This window comes from Neisseria sp. (assembly GCF_041804105.1).
In the GTDB taxonomy this organism is placed as follows: domain Bacteria; phylum Pseudomonadota; class Gammaproteobacteria; order Burkholderiales; family Neisseriaceae; genus Neisseria.
Map to the genome: position 1 here is coordinate 53,836 of NZ_JBHCJY010000035.1, position 17,137 is coordinate 70,972.

21 protein-coding genes and 1 riboswitch are annotated in these 17,137 nt (G+C 52.5%); of the genes, 14 read left to right on the forward strand and 7 right to left on the reverse strand.

Going from position 1 to position 17,137, the window contains the following annotated elements; all coding sequences use genetic code 11:
- Nucleotides 1-2: 2 nt before the first annotated feature.
- The 3 genes from rplW to rplC are packed head-to-tail and all read right to left on the reverse strand — an operon-like array spanning nt 3 to nt 1,578.
- A complete protein-coding gene (gene rplW, locus ACEYDX_RS03755; protein ID WP_373740691.1) occupies nt 3-317 on the reverse strand; it encodes a 50S ribosomal protein L23 in 315 nt (104 codons plus the stop codon).
- Nucleotides 314-934 (reverse strand): 50S ribosomal protein L4, encoded by a 621-nt coding sequence (gene rplD / locus ACEYDX_RS03760; RefSeq protein WP_373740692.1) that lies wholly within the window; start codon nt 932-934, stop codon nt 314-316. The genes rplW and rplD overlap by 4 nt, the downstream gene beginning before the upstream one ends.
- On the reverse strand, nt 934-1,578 hold the full coding sequence (gene rplC, locus ACEYDX_RS03765) for a 50S ribosomal protein L3 (RefSeq protein ID WP_373740693.1): 645 nt from the start codon (nt 1,576-1,578) through the stop codon (nt 934-936). The genes rplD and rplC overlap by 1 nt, the downstream gene beginning before the upstream one ends.
- A 256-nt stretch (nt 1,579-1,834) precedes the next feature.
- Between rplC and ACEYDX_RS03770 the strand changes: the two genes are divergently transcribed.
- The 6 genes from ACEYDX_RS03770 (at nt 1,835) to ACEYDX_RS03795 (ending at nt 4,968) form a co-directional block, all read left to right on the forward strand.
- A complete protein-coding gene (locus ACEYDX_RS03770; protein ID WP_373740694.1) occupies nt 1,835-2,197 on the forward strand; it encodes a VacJ in 363 nt (120 codons plus the stop codon).
- Complete coding sequence (locus ACEYDX_RS03775) at nt 2,197-2,586, forward strand: acyl-CoA thioesterase (RefSeq protein WP_373740695.1); 390 nt, start codon at nt 2,197-2,199, stop codon at nt 2,584-2,586. The genes ACEYDX_RS03770 and ACEYDX_RS03775 overlap by 1 nt, the downstream gene beginning before the upstream one ends.
- Nucleotides 2,587-2,761: 175 nt before the next feature.
- Nucleotides 2,762-3,250, forward strand: a complete 489-nt coding sequence (locus tag ACEYDX_RS03780) for a TlpA disulfide reductase family protein (protein ID WP_373740696.1) — start codon at nt 2,762-2,764, stop codon at nt 3,248-3,250.
- A gap of 229 nt (nt 3,251-3,479) precedes the next feature.
- Nucleotides 3,480-4,562 (forward strand): biotin synthase BioB, encoded by a 1,083-nt coding sequence (bioB, locus tag ACEYDX_RS03785; RefSeq protein ID WP_373740697.1) that lies wholly within the window; start codon nt 3,480-3,482, stop codon nt 4,560-4,562.
- 25 nt (nt 4,563-4,587) lie between these two features.
- Nucleotides 4,588-4,770, forward strand: a complete 183-nt coding sequence (locus ACEYDX_RS03790) for a hypothetical protein (protein ID WP_373740698.1) — start codon at nt 4,588-4,590, stop codon at nt 4,768-4,770.
- Nucleotides 4,771-4,815: 45 nt separating this feature from the next.
- Nucleotides 4,816-4,968, forward strand: coding sequence for a hypothetical protein (locus tag ACEYDX_RS03795; RefSeq protein ID WP_373740699.1), 153 nt, complete (start codon nt 4,816-4,818; stop codon nt 4,966-4,968).
- A gap of 802 nt (nt 4,969-5,770) precedes the next feature.
- Here ACEYDX_RS03795 and thiE read toward each other — a convergent pair.
- The 4 genes from thiE to ACEYDX_RS03815 form a co-directional block, all read right to left on the reverse strand.
- Nucleotides 5,771-6,439 carry a thiamine phosphate synthase gene (thiE, locus tag ACEYDX_RS03800; RefSeq protein WP_373740700.1) on the reverse strand — a complete coding sequence of 223 codons (669 nt, stop codon included), beginning with the start codon at nt 6,437-6,439 and terminating at the stop codon, nt 5,771-5,773.
- A complete protein-coding gene (gene thiD, locus ACEYDX_RS03805; protein WP_373740701.1) occupies nt 6,436-7,284 on the reverse strand; it encodes a bifunctional hydroxymethylpyrimidine kinase/phosphomethylpyrimidine kinase in 849 nt (282 codons plus the stop codon). Before thiD ends, thiE begins: the two co-directional genes overlap by 4 nt.
- Nucleotides 7,281-8,108, reverse strand: coding sequence for a hydroxyethylthiazole kinase (gene thiM, locus ACEYDX_RS03810; RefSeq protein WP_373740702.1), 828 nt, complete (start codon nt 8,106-8,108; stop codon nt 7,281-7,283). The genes thiD and thiM overlap by 4 nt, the downstream gene beginning before the upstream one ends.
- Nucleotides 8,109-8,219: 111 nt before the next feature.
- Nucleotides 8,220-8,327: riboswitch (TPP riboswitch) on the reverse strand.
- 525 nt (nt 8,328-8,852) lie between these two features.
- Nucleotides 8,853-9,674 carry a competence/damage-inducible protein A gene (locus ACEYDX_RS03815; RefSeq protein ID WP_373740703.1) on the reverse strand — a complete coding sequence of 274 codons (822 nt, stop codon included), beginning with the start codon at nt 9,672-9,674 and terminating at the stop codon, nt 8,853-8,855.
- Between the two features lie 115 nt (nt 9,675-9,789).
- Here ACEYDX_RS03815 and ACEYDX_RS03820 point away from each other — a divergent pair, with 115 nt between their 5' ends.
- The 8 genes from ACEYDX_RS03820 to ACEYDX_RS03855 all read left to right on the forward strand — a co-directional run.
- Nucleotides 9,790-10,395, forward strand: a complete 606-nt coding sequence (locus tag ACEYDX_RS03820) for a hypothetical protein (protein WP_373740704.1) — start codon at nt 9,790-9,792, stop codon at nt 10,393-10,395.
- Nucleotides 10,396-10,552: 157 nt separating this feature from the next.
- A complete protein-coding gene (gene argG, locus ACEYDX_RS03825) occupies nt 10,553-11,905 on the forward strand; it encodes an argininosuccinate synthase (RefSeq protein ID WP_373740705.1) in 1,353 nt (450 codons plus the stop codon).
- Between the two features lie 430 nt (nt 11,906-12,335).
- Nucleotides 12,336-12,995: an HAD-IA family hydrolase gene (locus ACEYDX_RS03830; protein WP_373740706.1), complete on the forward strand. Its 660-nt coding sequence runs from the start codon at nt 12,336-12,338 to the stop codon at nt 12,993-12,995.
- A 252-nt stretch (nt 12,996-13,247) separates the two neighbouring features.
- Nucleotides 13,248-13,592, forward strand: a complete 345-nt coding sequence (locus ACEYDX_RS03835) for a hypothetical protein (protein WP_373740707.1) — start codon at nt 13,248-13,250, stop codon at nt 13,590-13,592.
- Between the two features lie 381 nt (nt 13,593-13,973).
- On the forward strand, nt 13,974-14,339 hold the full coding sequence (locus ACEYDX_RS03840; protein WP_373740708.1) for a hypothetical protein: 366 nt from the start codon (nt 13,974-13,976) through the stop codon (nt 14,337-14,339).
- 306 nt (nt 14,340-14,645) lie between these two features.
- On the forward strand, nt 14,646-15,242 hold the full coding sequence (locus tag ACEYDX_RS03845) for a hypothetical protein (protein ID WP_373740709.1): 597 nt from the start codon (nt 14,646-14,648) through the stop codon (nt 15,240-15,242).
- A 22-nt stretch (nt 15,243-15,264) separates the two neighbouring features.
- Nucleotides 15,265-16,335: a hypothetical protein gene (locus tag ACEYDX_RS03850; protein WP_373740710.1), complete on the forward strand. Its 1,071-nt coding sequence runs from the start codon at nt 15,265-15,267 to the stop codon at nt 16,333-16,335.
- A 105-nt stretch (nt 16,336-16,440) separates the two neighbouring features.
- Nucleotides 16,441-17,137, forward strand: a 697-nt coding sequence (locus tag ACEYDX_RS03855) for a type IV secretory system conjugative DNA transfer family protein (protein ID WP_373740711.1), incomplete at its 3' end; no start/stop codon positions are given.

The window sequence follows — 17,137 nt, forward strand, 5'->3', positions numbered from 1 at the left end:
ATTTATTCCTTATCAGCCGCAGCCGCAGCCGCTTCCAGATTCAATTCCTGACCAGCCACCAAACTTACATAGGCTTTTTTGACATCACTACGACGACCTACAGTACGGCCAAAACGTTTCGTTTTGCCCTTAGTGGTTGTAGTTGTTACAGAAGCAACATCAACACCGAACAACAGTTCGACAGCAGCCTTGATTTCCTGCTTAGTTGCATTCGGTAACACCTTGAAAGTCATTTGATTGCGTTTTTCAGCCAGCAAATTGCTTTTTTCAGAAACAATAGGAGCCAAAATAACTTTTGTTAAACGCTCTTGATTCATACCCATTGCTCCTCTAATTGTGCAACCGCATCTTTAGTGACAATCACTTTTTTGTAACGCAGCAAGCTGTAAGGATCTACTTGTTGAGCTTCCAACACCAGCACATTTGGCAGGTTACGCGAAGCCAAATAGACATTTTCGTCCAGCTGCTTGGTCACAAACAAAACCTGTTCCATACCCAAATTTTTTACTTGTTCGGCAAAAACTTTGGTTTTCGGAGTTTCGACGGACAGTGCATCAATCACAAACAAACGCTCATCACGCACCAATTGAGACAAAATCGTAGCCATACCCGCACGGTACATCTTACGGTTCACTTTTTGAGTGAAGTTTTCGTCAGGCTTATTAGGGAACGCACGTCCACCTTTGCGCCACAGCGGAGAGGAAGTCATACCGGAACGAGCACGACCAGTACCCTTCTGACGCCAAGGCTTTTTGGTAGAATGCTTCACTTCGGCACGGGTTTTCTGAGCACGATTACCCGAACGGGCATTAGCCAAGAAAGCATTGACCAACTGATGTACCAGTGCCTCATTGTATTCGCGGGCGAACAGTGCGTCGGAAGCAGAAACACTGCCGGCAACCTGACCCTGAGCATTGATTACTTTTAATTCCATTACGCACCTACCTTCACTGCGGGACGCACGACAACATCACTGTTAACCGCACCGGGCACAGCACCTTTGACCAACAGCAGGTTGCGCTCTACATCAACACGAACCACCTCCAGATTTTGAACGGTGGATTTGGTATTGCCGTATTGGCCTGCCATGCGCTTACCGGGGAATACGCGACCGGGATCTTGTGCCATACCGATGGAACCGGGGACACGATGCGAACGCGAGTTACCGTGGGAAGTACGTTGCGCACCGAAATTATGGCGCTTGATGGTACCGGAAAAACCTTTACCTTTAGAGGTGCCGGTTACATCAACCAGCTGACCGGCTTCAAACATGGCAACGGTAATTTCGTCACCTGCTTTCAGCTCACCCAACTGTTCGGCAGTCAAAGCAAACTCAACCAAACCGCGACCGGCCTCAACACCTGCTTTCGCAAAATGTCCGGCTTCGGCCTTATTGATACGGTTCGCCTTTTTCTGACCGAAGGTAACTTGAACGGCGGTATAGCCGTCAGCATCTTCGGATTTCACTTGAGAGACGCGGTTTGCAGACATATCCAACACGGTTACCGGAACAGAAGCACCCTGCTCGTTAAACACGCGGGTCATGCCCACTTTGCGCCCAACCAGACCTAAAGTCATGATTATTTTCCTTTTTTAAATTAAAGGGACCGATTACGATTGATCGGTCATCGGACAAAAACATCTTGGCGCAATGCCAAGCACGGCAATATACCACAACCGCTTTTCCGGTTTCAAGTAATTTTTTGTTTTACAACGATATAAATGTGTCTTCGGCAGTAGGGCCGTCTGAAAACTTCAGACGGCCTGTTGTTGGTAAAAGCCCCGACTTTGCTATATCATTTCCCAATCCGAACCTTATTGCAGGAGCATGATTATGTTTGAAGTCAACCGCAGCGTTTTTGTCCTGATTCCACTGGAACCGTTTTGGAACTGGCTGCAATCCCTGCCCGGCGCGGATTTGAACGATTTCACACTCGAAGATTTGCAGGCCGATGCGAATTCCTATCTGGTGCGCCCCTGCGAAACGGCCGACGAGGTTTGGGACGAAATTGAAGCGCGTTTCGAAGATATTTTTGCCGCCGAACTGGCCGACTGGTGCGAAGACGAAAGCCATTGGCCCGACCTGCACGCAGACATTTTCAACGAATGGTTCGACATCCAGCTCTCCACCGTCATTACCGATTTGGAACAGGAGCCGCTGGCGCGCGAAACCTTCCAGCCGTTCAACCTGAACTGATGGACATCCGCATACGCAACTACCATCTCGACGGCTACGGCCATGTCAACAACGCGCGTTATTTGGAATTTCTCGAAGAAGCGCGTTGGCGGCTGTTTGAGCAGCAGAACCTGCTGCAATGGCTGGACGGCATCCAGATGGTCGTTACGGAAACCCGTATCCGCTACCGCCGCAGCGCGCTCGAAAACGACATTATCCGTATTCAGACGGCCTTATCCGGTTTGGACAAACGGAAAGTCGGCGTACGGCAAACCGTTTTGCTGGAAAGCGGCAAAACAGCGGTGGAAGCGGACATTACCCTGATGGCTGTACACAACGGCCGCAATGTCCAGCTTCCCGACCCCTTGTTTGCCGCACTTACCGCGTTAATGCCGTCTAAAAACGGCTGAACGGTTATTCAGACGGCCTGATACGGCTTGCGGTTTACCGTTCTTAAAAACCCCAACGATTCGGGGAAAGACATGCAAAACGGCTTTACCGCAGCAGAACCGCCTGCCGTTCCGATTAAAACCCGGCCGTCCGAACGGCCTGCTTTTCCAACCCGACACATACACACCGCAAACCATGAAAAAAATCCTCCCCCTTATCGCCGTACTGATTGTCGGCGCGCTGCTTGCCTTTGTATTGATGCCGAAACAGCAGGCCGCGCCTGCGTTTTCTCTGGCAGATTTGAACGGCAAAACCGTCAGTAATCAAAACCTGCAGGGCAAAGTGACGTTTATCAATTTCTGGTTTCCGTCGTGCCCCGGCTGCGTGAGCGAAATGCCTAAAGTGATTAAGATGGCCAACGATTATCGGGGCAAGGATTTTCAGGTGCTCGGCATCGCGCAGCCGATTGATCCGCCCGAAAGCGTGCGCGAATATGTCCGCCAATACGGGCTGCCGTTTACCGTGATGTACGACACCCGCGGCGTTACAGGCAAGGCGTTTGAAACCAAGGTTTACCCGACTTCCGTGCTGATCAATAAAAAAGGCGAAGTGCTGAAAACATTTGTCGGCGAACCGGACTTTACCGCGCTGTACCGCGAGATTGATTCGGAATTGGCAAAATAACCGTGCAGGCAAAACCGCCGACATTTCCGCCCTGCCCGCCGCTTGAGTCGAAACCCTGACGCCGTATCATGCCGCCGCTCCATAAAAGGCCGTCTGAAAATTTTCAGACGGCCTTTACCGTATTGTTTTACAATCAAAACCCCAAACGCCGCCCGCTTTCACTGCGACTGCCCGCGGCGCGTCGGCAACATTGTGCTGCCGCAAACTACAACGAAACAAGGAACCCGCCATGACCATATCCCCCGTCGCCCTGCGCCGAAAAACCGAGCGCAAGCCGCACCAGACCGCCCAATACTGGCGCAAGTGCCAGGTTGAAGAACTGTTCGAAATGCCGTTTCTCGACCTTGTGTACAAAGCCGCCGAAATCCACCGCGAACACTTCAACGCCCGCGAAATCCAGCTCTCCACCCTGCTTTCCATCAAAACCGGCGGCTGCCCCGAAGACTGCGAATACTGCCCCCAATCCGCCCACTACAACACCGGACTGGAAAAAGAACGCATGATGGACGTGGCGGAAATCCTCGAAAAAGCCAAAATCGCCCAAGCGCGCGGCGCGAGCCGTTTCTGCATGGGCGCAGCCTGGCGCGGGCCGAAGCCGAAAGACGTGGAAACCGTTTCCGAAATCATCAAAGCCGTGAAAGGCTTGGGGCTGGAAACCTGCGGCACGTTCGGCATGCTCGAAGAAGGCATGGCCGAAGATTTGAAAAACGCCGGGCTGGACTACTACAACCACAACCTCGACACCGACCCCGAACGCTACAACGACATCATCCACACCCGCCAACACGAAGACCGTATGGACACGCTGGGCAAAGTGCGCGGTGCGGGTTTGAAAGTGTGTTGCGGCGGCATCGTCGGCATGAACGAAACCCGCCCCGAACGCGCGGGCTTAATCGCCAGCCTCGCCAACCTCGACCCGCAGCCCGAAAGCGTGCCGATTAATCAATTGGTGAAAGTGGAAGGCACGCCGCTGGCCGATGCCGAAGATTTGGACTGGACGGAATTCGTGCGCACCATCGCCGTCGCCCGTATCACCATGCCCAAAAGCTTTGTGCGCCTGTCCGCAGGCCGCAGCAACATGCCCGAAGCCATGCAGGCCATGTGTTTTCTGGCGGGGGCGAATTCGATTTTCTACGGCGACAAACTGCTCACCACCGAAAACCCCGAAGAAGACGGCGACCGCCTGTTGATGGAAAAGCTGGATTTATACCCGCTGCAATACCGCGCCCGAGATGCGGAACAGACCGACAGGCCGTCTGAAAACGCTGTGCAGGACGGTTGCGGCGGCGGAAGCTGCGGCTGTTCGCATTAACGGCAGGCAAATCAGCCCCGCAAACATGAAGATATGGAACATCCCCTGTTTACGGGATGCAAAAAAAGGCCGTCTGAAACGTTTCAGACGGCCTTTTCTCGGCTCTCCGCCTGCGGCATCGGAATTGGGAAACGCCCAATCCAAACGGCCTGCCCTACTTTCAGACGGCTTCAATACACGGCTGCATTGCCACCGCGGGAAAAATTGACCGGCCAAAGGCCGTCTGAAAGCAACCGTTCCATTTCAGACAACTTTGCGCCATCAACCCGTACACCTGCCGAAAACCATCCGTACGCTTTCAGACGGCCTTTGCGTTTTACAGGTTGCCGCCTTCCTGAACGCCCAAACCGAACTGCCTTCAACCGCTTCGATTTTCCGCAGGCTGTATTGTGGGACATGGCGTTGATGGAATGCAGGCAAGACGGATTGTTCCAATTCCGTCATGCCCGCACAAGCGGTAATCCAGCCGCAAATGATGGGAAACCTGTTTTTGAAAGGCTGTGTTGGGATTTTGTTGATTGGCAACCGATAAGCGAAACTGCAGCTCCACTTCCGTCATTCCCACGCAAGCGGAAACCCATGTGTGGCATCCGGTATCTTGATAAACAGGCACTTACGATACCAAAGCCGGATTCCCTCCAGCGCGGGAATAACGGGAAATCCAGCATCAATGCCATATCCAAACACAGCCGCCAAACAATAAGGCCGTCTGAAAAATTTTTTCAGACGGCCTGAATGCTGCCAACCTAAGCTACGCTTGCCGTTGTCTTTTTCAGACGGCCTGTTTCCGCAGAGCCAATGTCTGCCAGACCATTACTGCGCTGAAACAAACCGGGCCTCCCGCAATACTTTCAGACGGCCTATGCATTTGGGAATTATTGCCTTACGAAACGCTGCCTAACCGTCGTTACAGTTGATCCATGCAAAACGTACAACCTGAATGAAAAGACCGTGTTCGGATATGGCGTTGATGTTTACTTCCGTCGTTCCCGCTCAGGCGGGAATCCGGTCGCGGCATTCACAAGTATTTGTTTTACAAAAAATTCCAGATTCCAAGCATGGATTCCCGCCTGCGCGGGAATGACGGAAGTTGGAGAAATCCGTCTTGCCGCTATGTTATCAACGCAATATCCAAACACCACCCATGAAAACGGCGGTGCATGAACGGGCAGTCCCGCATCAGACAAGCAGCCTCGCTGCGCCGCCATTCAACGCGCCAGCAATCCCTGCACGGCTCGGGCAATGTCCTGCGCCTGCGTGATGGCGGAAATCACGGCGATGCCGTCTGCACCTGCGCGGCGGATGTCGGCGGCGCTGTCGGCGGTAATGCCGCCGATGGCGGCCAGCGGGCGGGTAAAGCCGCTTGCGCGGATATCGCGGATGAAGCCGATGCCCGTGGGCGGTGCGGCATCGGCTTTGGAGCGGGTGGCAAACACGGGACCGGCGGCAAAATAGCCCACATCGGGGTTGTCGCGGTTTTTATCGAGTTCTGCCATATCGGTATTGGAAATGCCCAGCACCAGCCTGCCTTTGCACAGGGCGGCCGCTTCGGGCAGCGGCATGTCTTTCTGGCCGATGTGCACGCCGTCGGCTTGCAGTTCCAATGCCAGCCGGACATCGTTGTTCAGGAAAAACGGCACGTTATAGCGGCGGCACAAGTCGCGGCAGGTTTCCGCCAGCGCGCGGATTTCGGCAGGGTCGCGCAATGCGCCCGCGCCTTTTTCGCGGAACTGGAAACAGGTGATGCCGTTTTGCAGCGCCAGCTCCAGCACGGCCAGCAGTTTTTGCTGCGGCGTGCCGTCGGGCAGATGGCGGCAGTCTTGCGTGCCTGCGATGAAATAGAGGTTCAGCATGGCGCGGATGTCGGTTTCGTTCACGGGATGTCCTTTCCGGATATGTCGGGCGATGCGTCGGCATACGCCCAATGGTTGACCGGCCCGTGCCCCGAGCCGATGTTCAGCGGATGGCTGACGGCGGCGGTGATGAAGGCTTTGGCCGTCTGAAAAGCGGCTTCGATGCTGCGACCTTTGGCCAGCTCCGCGGTCATACAGGCGGCAAAGGTACAGCCCGTGCCATGGGTATGGCGCGTGGGGTAACGCGGGGCTTCCGCCGCCAGCGTTTCAGACGGCGTAAACAGCCGGTCGGTACAGACCGCGCTGGTGCTGCCGTCCAAATGCCCGCCTTTGATGACCACGTTTTTCGCGCCCGCGTCTTGCAACAGCCGTGCGGCGCGCTCGGCATCGGCGGCGGTTTCGATGCGGATGCCGGTCAACGCTTCCGCTTCGGACAGGTTGGGCGTCACCACGTCGGCCAGCGGCAGCAGGTGCGTTTTCATGGCGGCAACCGCGTCGCTTTGCAGCAGCGGCGCGCCGCCTTTGGCCACCATCACGGGGTCGAGCACATAGCGTCCGAACGGCTTGTTTTGCAGAAACGCGGCCACGGTTTCGATGATTTCCGCCGTGCCCAGCATCCCCGTTTTGAATGCGCCGATGCGGAAGTCTGCACGCACGGCTTCAAGCTGCTGCGTGATGATTTCAGACGGCATCAGGTGCACGCCGCTCACGCCCAGCGTGTTTTGCGCGGTTACGGCGGTTAACACGCTGGTACCGAACACGCCGCGCATCTGGAAGGTTTTCAAATCCGCCTGTATGCCCGCGCCGCCGCCGGAATCGCTGCCGGCGATGGTCAGCGCCTGCGGGACGGGATGCAGATGCGTGTTCATGCCGTTGCTCCCGTTTGCGGCACTTCCCGCCACGCAACACGGGCGGCGGCGGCAACCTGTTGCGCCGTTACCGCGCCCAGGCTGTCGATAAACGCCGTGGTAAACGTGCCGCTTTGCGTGGGCCGCAGCCCTTGTGCCGCCAACTCGCCGGCCACGGCGTACACGGTACAGGCTTCGACGGCGGCATGCAGATAATCGTCTTTGGCCGCCACGCCCAAAAACGCGCCGCACACCGCGCTGAGCAGACAGCCCGACGTGGTGATGCGCGGCAGCAGCGGCGTGCCGTTTTCCAGCACAGCCAGCTTCAGGCCGTCTGAAACGTAATCCACGGCACCGCTGACCACGGCCACCGTATTGTGTTTGCGCGCAACGGCTGCAGCGATTTCGTCGAGCGCGGCCGCACCGCTGCCTGCGTCCACCCCTTTGGCCTGCCACGACACACCGGCCACCTGCGCCATTTCGCCCGCGTTGCCGCGGATGGCGGCGAAACGGATTTCCCGCAGCAAATGTTCCACCGTATCGCGACGGAACGCCGTTACGCCCGCACCCACGGGGTCAAGCACCACGGGTACGCCCGCGCGGTTGGCCGCCTTGCCCGCAAGCAGTATGGCCTGCACCGTGGCGGAGGCCAGCGTGCCGATGTTGATGACGAGTGCCGCGCTCACAGCAGCCAATTCTTCCATCTCTTCCACGCTGTCGGCCATGATGGGCGACGCGCCGACGGCCAGCAGACCGTTGGCGGAAAAGTGTGCGGCCACGATGTTGGTGATGTTGTGAACCAGCGGATTGCGCGCACGCACCGCATCAAGATAACGGATGTCCATCCAAAGCTCCTTTCGCAAAGTCAGGCGAAAGGAAACCAAAACGAAACCGCATCCGTGCCGTGCATGGTGCAGCGGCATGGATGCGGTCTGTTCAGCCCGAAAGGCCGTGGTAAAGGTTTGCCATTAGTTTCCTACGCCAGTATTAACTGTTTCAGGTTCAACGGGTATTTTCTCAGCCGCTCCGGTTTGCACCACCGGACGGCACCCCGACTAAAAAGTAACCGCATCTTAGGCCATACGGCGGCAGGACGCAAGGTGCGAAAAACCGTTTCAGTGCAAAACAAAGGCCGTCTGAAAAATCGGCTTTTTTCAGACGGCCTTTGTCTACCACCATCTGAGTACGTAAATAAAGCATGCGGCAGCCAATAGAAGGCAAATAATCATCACGATCCAAAACCTGCTGTTGCCCAATCTCAATATTTCCGTAATGACCGGTGCGACAGATTCCATCATTTCAATCCTTTCAGTTGGTTGGAAGCAGCATCAAAAACTTCCGAACGCTGCAGACGAATTAAAACACCATAAACCTGCGCAGACGCACTGACACAGTTCACTGCATTCTGTTTTTTCCAAACCATAGGCAAAAACAGAAAGGCCGTCTGAAAAAGTTTTCAGACGGCCCTTCGGCATAAAACGACAAACATTTCCCACATGCCCGGAAACGGGAATCACGGTTTGCCCTCCTTTGCCGCAATCTTGCCTGCATCCCGCAAACCCTATGCGGTCAGAACGAATTCCGCCGTTTCAGACACCCGCTTCCATATCCCGCACATCCGCGCCGAGTTCCCGCAACTGGGCGAGTACGTCCTGCCATGCCGCGTCTATCCGCGAACAGGCTTCGCCCTGCGCTTTCAGGCCGAATTCGATGTGCGGCGGAACAACGGTGCCGTCTGAAAGCGTGCTGCCGACGCTGGGCAGGCTGAACGCCTGCACGCCTGCATATCCGGCTTCGATGCGTTCCATCAAGGGCGTGATGCGCGATTCGGGCATGGCGTAAATCCACACCGCGCGCTGGGCGCGTTCGGCTTGGTGGAACGAGTCCGCGTAGTGCGTTTCCAAAACCCATTCGGCCATCGGGTGCGCCATCACGGGAAAGCCGGGCAGGAAATAGTGTTCCCGGATAAAAAATCCCGCCACGTTGTTGAACGGATTGGGAATAATCTGCGCACCTGCGGGGAATTCGGCCATACGCAGGCGCTGGCGGTGTTCGGGCATACCGAGCGGCTCGCCGCGACCGACGGTCAGCTCGTCGATGAACGCGGCGGCTTCGGGATGGAGAGCCACCGGCAGTGCCAAGGCTTCGGCGGCGGCCTGACGGGTGTGGTCGTCGGGCGTGGCACCGATGCCGCCGGTAACGAACGTCGGCAGGCCGTCTGAAAAACTGCGTCCGAGCTGTTTGATCAGCAGGCCGCGTTCGTCGGGCAGATACTGTACTTGGTTGAGTTGCAGGCCGCGCGATTCGAGCAGGTTTTTGAAAAAGGCGAAATGCGCGTCGCTGCGGCTGCCGTGCAGGATTTCGTCGCCGACGATAATCAGGTTGAACGCGTGTTGTCGGGTGTTCGTCATGGTTTTTCCGTAAGAATTAAGAATGGCGGTATGAAAGCAATGCGCGGATGCGAACTGTCATCACGGCCGATACGGCTTCGCGATTCGGCTGCGCCGGATATAATGGCAGGCCGCATTGCAGACAGGCGGTACACGCCTGCGCAACCCGTTTTCAGACGGCCTGCCAAACAAAATCAACACAGGATACTACGCCATGAGCGGATACCGCATCAAGCAACCGTCGAATCCGGCGGATTATTTGGAAACCGTATTCTACGCCCTGTTGGGTTTAGGCTGCGTATGGTCAGGCAATGTCTGGGCGGCCCTGCCCGGCGGCGGCTGGTTGCTGTTCGTACTGTGGACGTGGTGGCAAGGCTGGCACACACGGGTACGCGAAATCGTGTTTTCGCCCGACGACGCCGTAATCGAATGCATCAGCCGCAGGGGAACGGAAGCAATCCCGTTCACGCAGTTTCTGGGCGTGGCAACGGCTTCGTCAACCAAACGCAACACCATCGGCAACCACTACTTTACCGCGCTCGTACCCGCGAAACCGTATGCCGAACCCTTGATTGTCCACCAGCATATCCGCCTGTTTGCACGTCCCGCCGCACCGTCCCAACCGGCCGGCGAAATACGGCGGCGGATTGCAGACGTTACGGGACTTCGCGATTTCGGCGACGCAGGGACGGCCGCTCCCGCCGAGTTGTACGCAAAATGCGTTTTCCTGAAAAACGGATAACAGGCCGTCTGAAAAAGCGGGCTATCGGGGAAACCGATTTGCAACCGGATTCCTATTGTAAGATAATGTCAACAATCTCACTAAAATCAAAATCCACCCTATCCGGCAAGTCAAATTCCGATAGCCCGCATATCAAAATCCTACAAACAGGTTTCCCATGATTCCGAACAACCACAACCATATCATCCTGCACGACCTGCCGCTTGGACAAAAAGTCGGCATCGCATTTTCAGGCGGCCTCGACACGTCGGCCGCGCTGCTGTGGATGAAACTCAAGGGCGCCGAACCCTATGCCTACACCGCCAACCTCGGCCAGCCCGACGAAGACGATTACGAAGCCATCCCCCAAAAAGCCAAAGAATACGGCGCAACGGAAGCCCGCCTGATTGATGCCCGCAGCCAGCTCGCCCGCGAAGGCATCGCCGCCATCCAATGCGGCGCGTTCCACGTTTCCACCGGCGGAATGCCCTATTTCAACACCACCCCGCTCGGCCGCGCCGTTACCGGCACCATGCTCGTCGCCGCCATGAAGCAGGACGACGTCAACATCTGGGGCGACGGCTCCACCTACAAAGGCAACGACATCGAACGCTTCTACCGCTACGGCCTGATCACCAACCCCAACCTGCACATCTACAAGCCTTGGCTCGACCAAGCGTTTATCCGCGAACTCGGCGGCCGTCAGGAAATGAGCGAATTCCTGATTGCCAACGGTTTCGACTACAAAATGTCGGCGGAAAAAGCCTATTCCACCGATTCCAACATGCTCGGCGCCACCCACGAAGCCAAAGATCTGGAGTTTTTGAACTCGGGCATCAAAATCGTGAAACCCATCATGGGCGTGGCGTTTTGGGACGAAAACGTCGCAGTCAAAGCCGAAGAAGTCAGCATCCGCTTTGAAGAAGGCACCCCCGTCGCACTCAACGGCAAAACCTTCGCCAACCCCGTCGAACTCTTCCTCGAAGCCAACCGCATCGGCGGCAGGCACGGTCTCGGCATGAGCGACCAAATCGAAAACCGCATCATCGAAGCCAAATCGCGCGGCATTTACGAAGCCCCCGGCATGGCCCTGTTCCACATCGCCTACGAACGCCTCGTAACCGGCATCCACAACGAAGACACCATCGAACAATACCGCATCAACGGCCTGCGCTTGGGCCGTCTGCTCTACCAAGGCCGCTGGTTCGACAGCCAGGCCCTGATGCTGCGCGAAACCGCGCAACGCTGGGTGGCCAACGCGGTAACGGGCGAAGTCACCCTCGAACTGCGCCGCGGCAACGACTACTCCATTCTCAACACCGAATCGCCCAATCTGACCTACCACCCCGAACGGCTGAGCATGGAAAAAGTAGAAAACGCCGCCTTCACCCCGCTCGACCGCATCGGCCAGCTCACCATGCGCAACCTCGATATCTCCGACACCCGCACCAAGCTCGGCATCTATTCCCGCAACGGCCTGCTGTCTCTGGGCGGCGACTCGGTACTGCCGCAATTGGGTACAGACAAATAACCTTGTCCATACAACCGAAAGGCCGTCTGAAAAGTTTTCAGACGGCCTTTTGTTCCAACATCAAAACATCCCGAACCCATCTCTCCGTGCCCATCAATCCGAAACCGTAAAAACCGTATCCGCAAACCTCATCCCGCCACCCTATCCATACACCGTAAAGACAAACTCGGAAAACACAATCCGTCCGGCCTCCATCTCAATAACCGCAAAGCTGCGTTTGGATAGTCAGCATGAATCAGCACATCATCCCGACACAGCCGCAAAACCAAGCATGGTTTCACAGCCTTGCAGGAAACGCGTACCGTCAAAACCGGCCGCATCACGCCTCACGTTTATGCCCCAAAACCACACAGGCCGTCTGAAAAACGTTTGAAAAACCCTTTCAGACGGCCTACCATAAAAGCCCTTCACAAACAGACGGAGCAAACCCATGCAACCCAAACTCATCATCTTCGACTGGGACGGCACGCTCGCCGACACCACATCCCCGATTACCCGCTGTTTCCAAGCCACCTTTGCCGAATGCGGCCTGCCCGTACCCGACAGCGAAACCGTGCGCGCACTCATCGGCTACAACCTCAAAACCATCGTCTCCCGCCTCGCCCCCGACGCAAGCGAAGACACGCAAACCCTGCTGCGCGAAACCTACACCGCCCATTATCTCAACCCCAACAACCACAACATGCGCCTGTTCGACACCGCCATCCCCTGCCTGCAAACCCTCAAACAGCAAGGCTACTGGCTCGCCGTCGCCACCGGCAAAGGCCGCACCGGACTCGACCAGGCCATCGCCCAAACCGGTACCGCAGATTTCTGGCTCGCCACCGCCTGCGCCAGCGAGCAGCCCTCGAAACCCGCTCCCGACATGGTGTTCAAACTCTGCGACGAACTCGGCTTAAGGCCGTCTGAAAGCCTGATTGTCGGCGACACAACCTACGACTTGGAAATGGCCGCCAATGCAGGCGCACCCGCCGTCGGCATCACCACAGGCGCGCACTCCGCCGACACCCTCCGGCAATGCCGCCCGCTCGCCGTCATCAACAGCCTAAACGAACTGCCCGAACTGCTCGCAGGCTTTCAGACGGCCTGAAACCCAAGCAACCGCAGTCCGACCTGAAAACAGATGCCCTCATTCCATACTCACCAAGATAATACGTCATAATATATTGTTAATAACAACAAACTGCCCATGTCAATACAATTAAAGGCCGTCTGAAAAATTTCAGACGGCCTTTGCTTTCCCTATCAAGTTGTATTGGGATATGATGACAGGAATACGGTTATGTATGAAAGAGAAAAGTTATGAAGCATATTTCCTCATATTTCCTTAGGTACTTTGTCAGTGGCAGTATTGTTATTTGGTTATACGGGTCAAGGCTCTGTATTGGCCTTTAGCCAAAACACCCAAAAGGAAGCCATTTCAAACGAAAATAATGTTATTTTTAAGGAAGTTAAAGATTTAAATGGGGATAAAATTATAGACTCGCTACAGGTAATAGAAAAACATAATGGGGAGCGAATACTGAAAATTTCATTACTAAATAAAAATGGCAACATCACAAGAGAAATTAGCAATAACAATATAATACCATGTAAAAAATGTGGCGGACCTTCCGAAGAAGAGACTTCGAGATTAGTAAAAATATATAAAAATGGGTTTCTATTGAAATATTTTATGGAGGTGTAAAAAATAGTTTTACCAAAGATTTCTATTTCCAATACTCTGCAAAACAAGAGAACTGGTATTTAAGGAAATACAGATATGAAATAATAGATAATCACAATATGAACAAAGAAAGCATTAAAGGTCTTAAATCATATTTAAGATATAAAAAAACAAGAGATTTTAAATTTATTGATAAAGAATATCAAGACACCAGAAATTACCCTATATAATTAAATTTAATTATTATCTAAATTAAAACCAGGCAAAGAAAAAGTAAACAATTACAAAGACATTAAATCTATGATGGCATAAAAAAATTTATTTACTAGCATCGCCATAAAGGAAATTAAAGATGATACACACCTATACATTAACAGTTAAATCCGTTTCCGAAAAGCCAGCATGAAAAATGTACTTGGAAAATTACAGATGAAAACCATAAATAAAGTTTTTCTAACAGGTGGTGTAATAGCCACTTTGTCGCTGACACAATGTGATCTGGCAACTACTGCAGTTTCCGAACTGCTGTATCCGCCAAAACTGGTTGATTTTCCACTGGGTGAGGGAAAGGTAGTCAGCTATCCGATTACTTCTTGGATTGATAAGCCATATGTTATAAATCTGAATAGCGAATATATCAACCGTGAAAAAGCATGGTCCGAGACACCGGAACTGCCCTATCGCCTTTCCGTAAAATGTTACCGTTTGGAAAAAAATGCGGAAGTGCTGTTTTTTGAGGATATCTATGTTGTTCGGGATATATCGTAATGAAACTCATATCGTACGGGAAAACATATTGAATGGAGGATATGGATGGGTAATCGATAATTCCAACAATATTAATGCTGGTGGCATGAGTTATAGGTTAAAGGAATTCAGACTACCCTACGGCAAATACCGTTGCGATTTCAAAGACGAAAGCCCACCTGAAATCAAGGCCATGCTAAAAGAGGCGGGAATTGTCCGCACAGCAATAGACATTCATCCGTTTAAACTTCTTTTTTATTGATCTTTTTAATCAAAAAATATACATTAAAGGCTGTCTGAAAATGGATTTACTTAGGAAAATATAAGATGAAGACCTTAAATAAAGTTTTACTAACAGGCAGCGTGATAGCCGCCTTGTCATTGACGCAATGTGATTTTGTTAAAACTCAAACATCTCTATGGCTTTTCCCGCCTGAGGAGATAGATTTTACTTTAGGAGAAGGAAGAACAATTAGCTATCTATTTTCTTCATGGATAAGCAAACCATATGCCATTCATTTCAATACAGAATATGTAAATTTAGAAAAAGCACAGGCTAAAAAGCGAGAGATACCCTATCAATTTACCTTAAAGTGCTATCACTTAAAGAAAAATAAAGAATTTCTTTTTTTTCAAAACGTATACTTCATAAAAGATCATAATTATACTTTAGACGGTAAAACTTATAAAATAAAAGATAATTTATTTGAAGGAGCCCAAAGCTGGGAATCAAAAAAACCAAATAGCCTGAGCTCTTGGGGGTGGAGTTCTTCCTTGATGGGATTTGCTTTTAATCTGCCCTATGGAAAGTACCGTTGTGATTTTAAAGATGAAAGCCCTCCTAATATTAAAAAATATCTACAAGAAGCAGGTATTGTTAGAACAGTAATTACTATTGGACCATACAAAAAATTTATTTACTAACATCATCGTAAAGGAAATTATAATGTCTTCGAATTATACATTAACAGTAAAATTTGCACCCAAAGGAACACCCCACTTTAACAGAGAAAATAACCAGTGGGAAATTTCCAATTATGGACATGTATGGCTAGAAGCCCGTCAACCTAGAGAGCGTTTAGATGAAAAACCGTCATTTAGTGGCGGTTGGAGTCCAGGGAACAATTGGTTATCAGTAAAAGATAATTTTAGCCAAACTGATTGGCAAGACTACCAAGGCAAAAACATCAGTTCCATTACAGTAGAAATCAGTAAATCTCAATTCGAACAATTGAAGAAATATCCTGATTTAGCAAAAGCAGGAAAAATCCCCGGTTTCCGTTCGGTATATGATGCAGGCGATAACAGCTGTATCGATTTTGCAGGCAAAGGTTTGGGCTATATCGGTTTGGCAAGCAAGGAGTTTGACGGCAGCGGTCTCTTTTGGGCGCGCCCCGACAAACAGGTTAATGCATTTTTGGAACAGATTGCCAAACACAGAGCGCAAGGAGCATCTTTAACTGTAGAGCACATTCATAAAAGCTATCAATTTTCTGATAATGAACGTGATGTAAAAAGGTTTTGGAGAAACATTGACCCTTATTGGAAATGGGCGCAGGATCAACAGGAATCAAATCCTTACGGACAGCAAAACCAAGTGCAATACGCCCAAGCCCGTCCGCTCACTCTGGCCGATATGCCCAAACAGGTTCAGGATATGTGCGGACAATGCAGGACGCTGCTGACCGAATTTGACAAGGAGGAAGGGGTAACGCGCAGCAGCTCGGATTACGACGCCATTTCCCTCTCTATGGCAACCAAGGCTTATGCGGCGGGGCTGCCCGAAGTCAAGTTCATCCATGTCCAAGGAGACGGCCAAATCAATATGGGCTACGAATCGCCGCAGGGTATGTTCAAAGACACTTCCATCCACACCAATCAGGCATTGGCTTTATCTTTGGAAGACAATGTATCGCAGTCGAAACAGACCGAACGGGATTTTGCTTTGGCCGAGGAACAGCGGGCGCGGGAAGCCGAATATCGGGCTCACTCCTACGGCGGCCGCAGCTACGGTTGAAACATACCTTAAGGCCGTCTGAAAACTTTTTCAGACGGCCTGTAATGATAAGAATAAAAACAGGCTTTCCTTCCTGTCCGACTTTTCAGTTACAGAACATTAAAAATGAGCATACGCAATAAATTTATCATTTCAATTTTAGCCGTGTCGATTGCCTTGGCCGCCGGCTCCTATCTTTCCGGCTTCATCCTTCTGAAGTGGCTGGGGCTGAATAAAACACCTTTGGGGCTGACTACTTGGTTCCAATACTTCAACACTCTGCATATCCCGAGAGTGGCTGCGTATGCTTTACAGATAAAGACTTCCGGGATTGCCGGATTCGGTCTGTCGCTACTGATCGGTGTTTTCTGTCTGGTTCCGCTGTGGCGGCAGCCCGCCAGAAAGCTGCACGGCGATGCGCGATTTTCGGGAATGGCCGATTTAACCAAAGCAGGTTTTTTCAAACAGTCGAACACTTCGCTCGTCGTCGGTAAGTACAACGGCCAACTGTTGCACTACAACGGCCAGCAGTTCGCATTGCTGGCCGCCCCGACCCGCTCGGGCAAAGGTGTCGGTATTGTCGTCCCGAACCTGCTGCACTATAAAGAATCAGTGGTGGTGCTGGACATCAAACAGGAAAATTTCAATCTGACCAGCGGTTACAGAAAGGATGTTTTGGGCCAGGAAGTGTATTTGTTCAATCCGTTTGCCGAAGACGGCAAAACCCACCGCTGGAATCCGTTTACTTATGTGTCTTCCGACAAAAACCAGCGGGTTTCCGATTTGATGGCGATTGCGGCTATGCTTTATCCCGACGGCGACA